7 protein-coding genes are annotated in these 5,587 nt (G+C 66.2%); all 7 read left to right on the top strand.

From position 1 onward, the window contains the following. A partial coding sequence (locus tag AC2VON_RS23685; protein WP_486955035.1) for a glycosyltransferase family 4 protein occupies window positions 1-1,090 on the top strand: 1,090 nt, incomplete at its 5' end. Between the two features lie 138 nt (window positions 1,091-1,228). Further along, a complete protein-coding gene (locus tag AC2VON_RS23690) occupies window positions 1,229-1,696 on the top strand; it encodes an ATP synthase subunit I (protein WP_486955036.1) in 468 nt (155 codons plus the stop codon). Next, the gene (gene atpB, locus AC2VON_RS23695) at window positions 1,693-2,448 is read left to right on the top strand and encodes a F0F1 ATP synthase subunit A (protein WP_486955037.1); all 756 of its coding nucleotides are present in this window, start codon (window positions 1,693-1,695) and stop codon (window positions 2,446-2,448) included. Before AC2VON_RS23690 ends, atpB begins: the two co-directional genes overlap by 4 nt. Before the next feature lie 96 nt (window positions 2,449-2,544). Next, window positions 2,545-2,790 carry a F0F1 ATP synthase subunit C gene (locus AC2VON_RS23700; RefSeq protein WP_486955038.1) on the top strand — a complete coding sequence of 82 codons (246 nt, stop codon included), beginning with the start codon at window positions 2,545-2,547 and terminating at the stop codon, window positions 2,788-2,790. Window positions 2,791-2,799: 9 nt separating this feature from the next. Then, on the top strand, window positions 2,800-3,348 hold the full coding sequence (locus AC2VON_RS23705) for a F0F1 ATP synthase subunit B (protein WP_486955039.1): 549 nt from the start codon (window positions 2,800-2,802) through the stop codon (window positions 3,346-3,348). A 6-nt stretch (window positions 3,349-3,354) separates the two neighbouring features. Beyond that, entirely contained in the window at window positions 3,355-4,704 is a 1,350-nt protein-coding gene (locus tag AC2VON_RS23710; protein WP_486955040.1) for a F0F1 ATP synthase subunit B/delta, read from the top strand. Window positions 4,705-4,756: 52 nt separating this feature from the next. After that, window positions 4,757-5,587, top strand: an 831-nt coding sequence (locus tag AC2VON_RS23715; protein ID WP_486955041.1) for a F0F1 ATP synthase subunit alpha, incomplete at its 3' end; no start/stop codon positions are given.

Here is a 5,587-nt window from a genome sequence, read left to right on the forward strand (position 1 = left end):
CGCGGCGATCATCACCTACTTCGCCACCGGGCCGGTGCGGGTGCTGGCCACCCGGCTGGGTGCGGTGGCCCATCCGCGCGAGCGCGACGTGCACGTGGCCCCGACGCCCCGGATGGGCGGCCTGGCGATGTACCTCGGCGTCGTGGCCGCCGTGTTCCTGGCGTCCCAACTGCCGGCGCTGACCCGCGGCTTCGTCTACTCCTCGGGCATGCCAGCGGTGGTGGTGGCCGGCGGGGTGATCATGGGTATCGGTCTGCTGGACGACAAGTGGGGACTGGACGCGCTGACCAAGTTCGCCGGCCAGATCACTGCCGCCAGTGTGCTGGTCACCATGGGCGTCGCGTGGAGCGTGCTGTACATCCCCCTGGGCGGGGTGGGCACGGTGGTGTTGGACCAGGCCTCCTCGATCCTGCTCACCTTGGCGCTGACGGTGTCGATCGTCAACGCGATGAACTTCGTCGACGGGCTCGACGGACTGGCGGCCGGCCTGGGTTTGATCACCGCGCTGGCGATCTGCATGTTCTCCGTGGGCCTGCTGGGACACCACGGCGGCGACGTGCTGTACTACCCGCCGGCGGTGATCTCGGTGGTGCTGGCCGGAGCCTGCCTGGGATTTCTGCCGCACAACTCCCACCCGGCCAAGGTCTTCATGGGCGACTCCGGATCGATGCTGATCGGTCTGATGCTGGCGGCCGCGTCGACCACCGCGGCGGGCCCCATCTCGCAGAGTGCGTACGGCGCGCGCGACGTGTTCGTGTTGATGTCACCGTTCCTGCTGGTGGCAGCCGTGCTGTTCGTACCCGCGCTGGACCTGCTGCTGGCGATCATCCGGCGCACCCGGGCCGGGGTCAGTCCTTTTCACGCGGACAAGATGCACCTGCATCACCGGCTGCTGCAGATCGGCCACTCGCATCGCCGGGTGGTGCTGCTGATCTACCTCTGGGTGGGCATCGTCGCGTTCGGCACCGCGAGCACCATCTTCTTCGACCCGCGCTATACCGGCGCGGTGATGTTGGGCGCCATTGTCATCGCAGTGGTCGTCACCCTCATCCCCCTGCTACGCAGCGACAATGTCTACGACGAACAGTAGTAGACTCCGCTATAACGGTGGTACGGCCCTTGGTGATTTCAGCGCGTCCTGTGGCATCCGATACGCTCGGCGGGTCGCGCAGAAGTCACAGAGGTGGCGCTCGGGAACGCGAGATTGGGGTGAGATTGAGGTGAGGTGGTGACGACGCCAGCGCAGGATGCGCCGTTGGTGTTGCCTTCTGTGGTATTTCGACCGGTTCGGCTGCTCATCATCTGCGTCGCCCTGACCGCTGCTGCGGTCGTTGCGGCCAGACAGCTGGGTCAGCCGACGTTGGGTGTGTTCTTCGGCCTGGGCCTGGCACTCGGTTTGGCCAATGCCCTGCTGGTGCGCCGCTCGGTGCAGTCGATCACCGCGCAAGCCCACCCGCTGAAATCGAAGATGGCGCTGAACTCCGCGACCCGGCTGTTGATCATCACCGTCATCGGCCTGGGTATTGCCTACCTGTTCCGGCCGCAGGGGCTGAGCGTGCTGATCGGGTTGGCGCTGTTCGAGGTGCTGCTGGTGACCAGCACCGCGCTGCCGGTGCTGAACACGCTGCGCGGTGCGGCCGGCTCCGATGGCGATCAAGCTGATCTTGGCGCGGAAGGGACGGCGCCGCAGCGATGATCGAGACCACCCTGGCCGAGGCCGCAATCGAGGTCGGCGAACACCGCACGGCTGTCTGGCCCCTGGTGGGCGTCGTCAACACCGACACCGTCCTGTCGTCGGCGATCGCCGGGGTGATCGTGATCGGACTGGCTTTCTTCCTGCGCGTCAAGGTCACCTCGACCGGCGTGCCCGGCGGTGTGCAGTTGTTCTTCGAGGCGGTCACGGTCGGTATGCGCAACCAGATCGAAAGCGCGATCGGGATGCGGATCGCGCCGTTCGTGTTGCCGCTGGCGGTCACCATCTTCGTGTTCATCCTGATCTCCAACTGGCTCTCGGTGCTGCCGCTGCAGTACACCGATGCCGACGGGCGCAGCACCGAACTGCTCTCCCCGGCGGCGGCGGACATCAACTATGTGCTGGCGCTGGCGCTGTTCGTGTTCCTCTGCTACCACCTGGCCGGGATCTGGCGCCGCGGCTTCCTGGGCCACCCGCTAGGGGTGCTCAAGGGCCACGTCGCGTTCATGGCCCCGTTCAATCTGGTCGAGGAAGTCGCGAAACCGGTCTCACTGTCCCTGCGACTCTTCGGCAACATCTTCGCCGGAGGCATCCTGGTGGCGTTGATCGCGCTGTTTCCGCCGTATGTCATGTGGGCGCCCAACGCGATTTGGAAGGCGTTCGACTTGTTCGTCGGGTTGATCCAGGCGTTCATCTTCGCGTTGCTGACCATCTTGTACTTCGCCCAGGCGATGGAGATGGAAGAGCATGAGTAACCAAGGCGGCACATGGATCTCGTAGACACCTAGAGACCTAATAGAGACCTAATAGAGATCTGGTAGGTCACTACCAGCTAACAAGGAGGAAAAGCAATGGACCCGCAAATCGCGATGGGTGCCCTCATCGGCGGTGGACTGATCCTGGGGGGCGGCGCGATCGGTGCGGCTATCGGTGACGGTATCGCCGGCAACGCCCTGATCGCCGGTGTGGCCCGCCAGCCCGAAGCCCAGGGCCGGCTGTTCACCCCGTTCTTCATCACCGTCGGCCTGGTGGAAGCCATGTACTTCATCAACCTGGCGTTCATGGCGCTGTTCGTCTTCGCCAACCCGCTGGGTTGATGCACTGAGATGGGTGACATGACTGCGCGCCACATCGCCGAAGGGGGCGCGGGAGGTAACAACTTCCTGCTCCCCAACGGCACCTTCTTCGTCGTGCTGATCATCTTCTTGATCGTGCTCGCCGTGATCGGGACTTTCGTGGTTCCACCGATCATGAAGGTGTTGCGGGAGCGGGAAAACATGGTCACTCGGACCCTCGCCGACAACAAGGCGTCGGCTGAGCAGTTCGCTGCCGCCGACGCCGACTACGAGAAGAAGATGTCCTCGGCGCGCCTCGACGCGGCGAGCGTTCGAGACGACGCCCGGGCCGAGGGCCGAAAGCTCGTCGAGGACCTGCGCTCGGCCGCCGATACGGAGGTGGCATCGACGCTGCAAAACGCCAACGAGCAACTCAAGCGGGAGGGCGACGACATCGCCGAAGAGCTTCGCGCCCGGGTGGAGACTCTGTCGACGACCCTGGCCAGCCGGATCCTCGGTGTCGCAGTGGACTCGGTGAGCTCGGGGCCAGCACGCGTCACCTCAGGAGCCTCGGGGGTCTCGGAGACCAGGGGGCGGTAGCGGGAGATGTCGACATTCATCGGACAACTGGTTGGCTTCGCGGTCATCGTGTGGTTTGTGTGGCGGTTCGTCATTCCGCCGCTGCGCCGACTGATGGCCGAGCAGCAGCAGTCGGTGCGTGAGCAGTTGGAGTCGGCGGCGGCTGCCGCCGATCGGCTGGCCGAAGCAAGCCGGGCCCACGGTAAGGCGGTTGCCGATGCCGAGCTGGAGGCGCAACGGGTCACCGAAGAGGCCCGCGCCGACGCCGAGCGCATCACCGAACAGCTGCGCGGCCAGGCCGATGTGGAGGCGGAACGCGTCAAGGTGGCCGGCGCCCAGCAGGTCGGGTTGTTGCGCGCGCAGACGATCCGCCAGCTTCGCTTCGACTTAGGTGCCGAATCCGTGCGGCGCGCCGGGGAACTGGTCTGCGACCACGTCGCCGACCCGGCACGGCGATCTGCCACCGTCGACCGTTTTCTCGACGAGCTCGAGGCCATGGCACCGAAGCCGGCGGACCGGGCCGATAGTGAATATCCGGTGTCGGCCAGAATGCGCTCGGCCAGTCGGCAGGGGCTGGACGGTTTGGTGCAGCAGTTCGCCCGGGCCGCCGATGGTCTCGACGATCAGGGGCTGTCCGCCCTCGCCGAAGACCTGGCCGCAATCGCCGGCCTGCTTGGCCGCGAAACCGTGGTGGCCCGGTCCCTGACCGTGTCGGCCGAGGACGCCGCGCCCAGGATCCGGCTGACGGAACGGCTGCTCGCCGGCCGTGTCGGCGACCCGGCGCTGCAGCTGATGACGACCGCGGTATCGGTGCGCTGGTCCAGAGAAACCGATCTCATCGACGCCATCGAACACCTGGCCAGGCAGGCGCTGTTGCTGTGTGCCGAACGCGACGGCCAGGCCGATGAGGTGGAAGACCAGCTGTTCCGGTTTTCCCGCATCCTCGACGGCCAACCGCGGCTGGACACGCTGCTCAGCGACAACACCACACCGGCCGAGGGCCGGATCGGTCTGCTGCGCAACGTGATGGACAGCAGCGGCGGCGGCGTCAACCCGCTCACGGTTGCGCTGCTGGCACAGACCGTCGGGCTGCTGCGCGGTCAACCTGCCCACCAGGCGGTAGCCGACCTGGCCCAACTCGCGGTGGCTCGCCGTGGTGAGGTGGTGGCGTACGTCGGCGCCGCGGCCGAGCTCAGCGATGCCCAGCGCACTCGGTTGGACGCGGTGCTGAGCCGTATCTACAGCCATCCGGTGACGGTGCGGGTGCACATCGACCCCGCGCTGCTGGGCGGACTGGCCATCTCGGTCGGCGACGAGGTGATCGACGGTTCACTCTCGTCTCGTCTGGCCGCCGCCAAAGCCCAATTGCCGGACTGAACACCACTAGTCGACCATCATCTCATAACCGAAAGCAGGAAGACGAAAAGCCATGGCCGAGTTGACAATCTCCGCTGACGACATTCAGGGCGCGATCGAGGAGTACGTGGGGTCGTTCTCCGCGGGGAGTGCTCGTGAGGAAGTGGGCACCGTTATCGACGCGGGCGACGGCATCGCCCACGTCGAAGGTCTGCCGTCGGTGATGACGCAGGAGCTGCTCGAGTTCCCCGGCGGCGTGCTGGGGGTGGCGCTCAACCTCGACGAGCACAGCGTCGGCACGGTGATCCTGGGTGACTTCGAGAACATCGCGGAGGGACAGCAGGTCAAGCGCACCGGCGAGGTGCTGTCGGTTCCGGTCGGTGACGCATTCCTGGGCCGGGTGGTCAACCCACTCGGTCAGCCGATCGACGCCCGCGGCGACATCGACGCCGAGGACCGTCGGGCGCTGGAGATCCAGGCGCCGTCGGTGGTGCAGCGCCAGGGCGTCAAGGAGCCGCTGCAGACCGGCATCAAGGCCATCGACTCGATGACACCGATCGGCCGGGGCCAGCGCCAGCTGATCATCGGTGACCGCAAGACCGGCAAGACCGCCGTGTGCGTGGACACCATCCTCAATCAGCGGCAGAACTGGGAGTCCGGTGATCCGAACCTGCAGGTGCGCTGCGTGTATGTGGCCATCGGGCAGAGGGGCACCACCATCGCCAGCGTGCGCCGTGCCCTGGAAGAGGGCGGTGCGATGGACTACACCACCATCGTCGCCGCGCCGGCATCGGATTCGGCCGGCTTCAAGTGGCTTGCGCCGTATACCGGTTCAGCGATCGGCCAGCACTGGATGTATCAGGGCAAGCATGTGCTGATCGTCTTCGATGACCTGACCAAGCAG

The organism is Mycobacterium sp. TH-M82 (assembly GCF_057473605.1).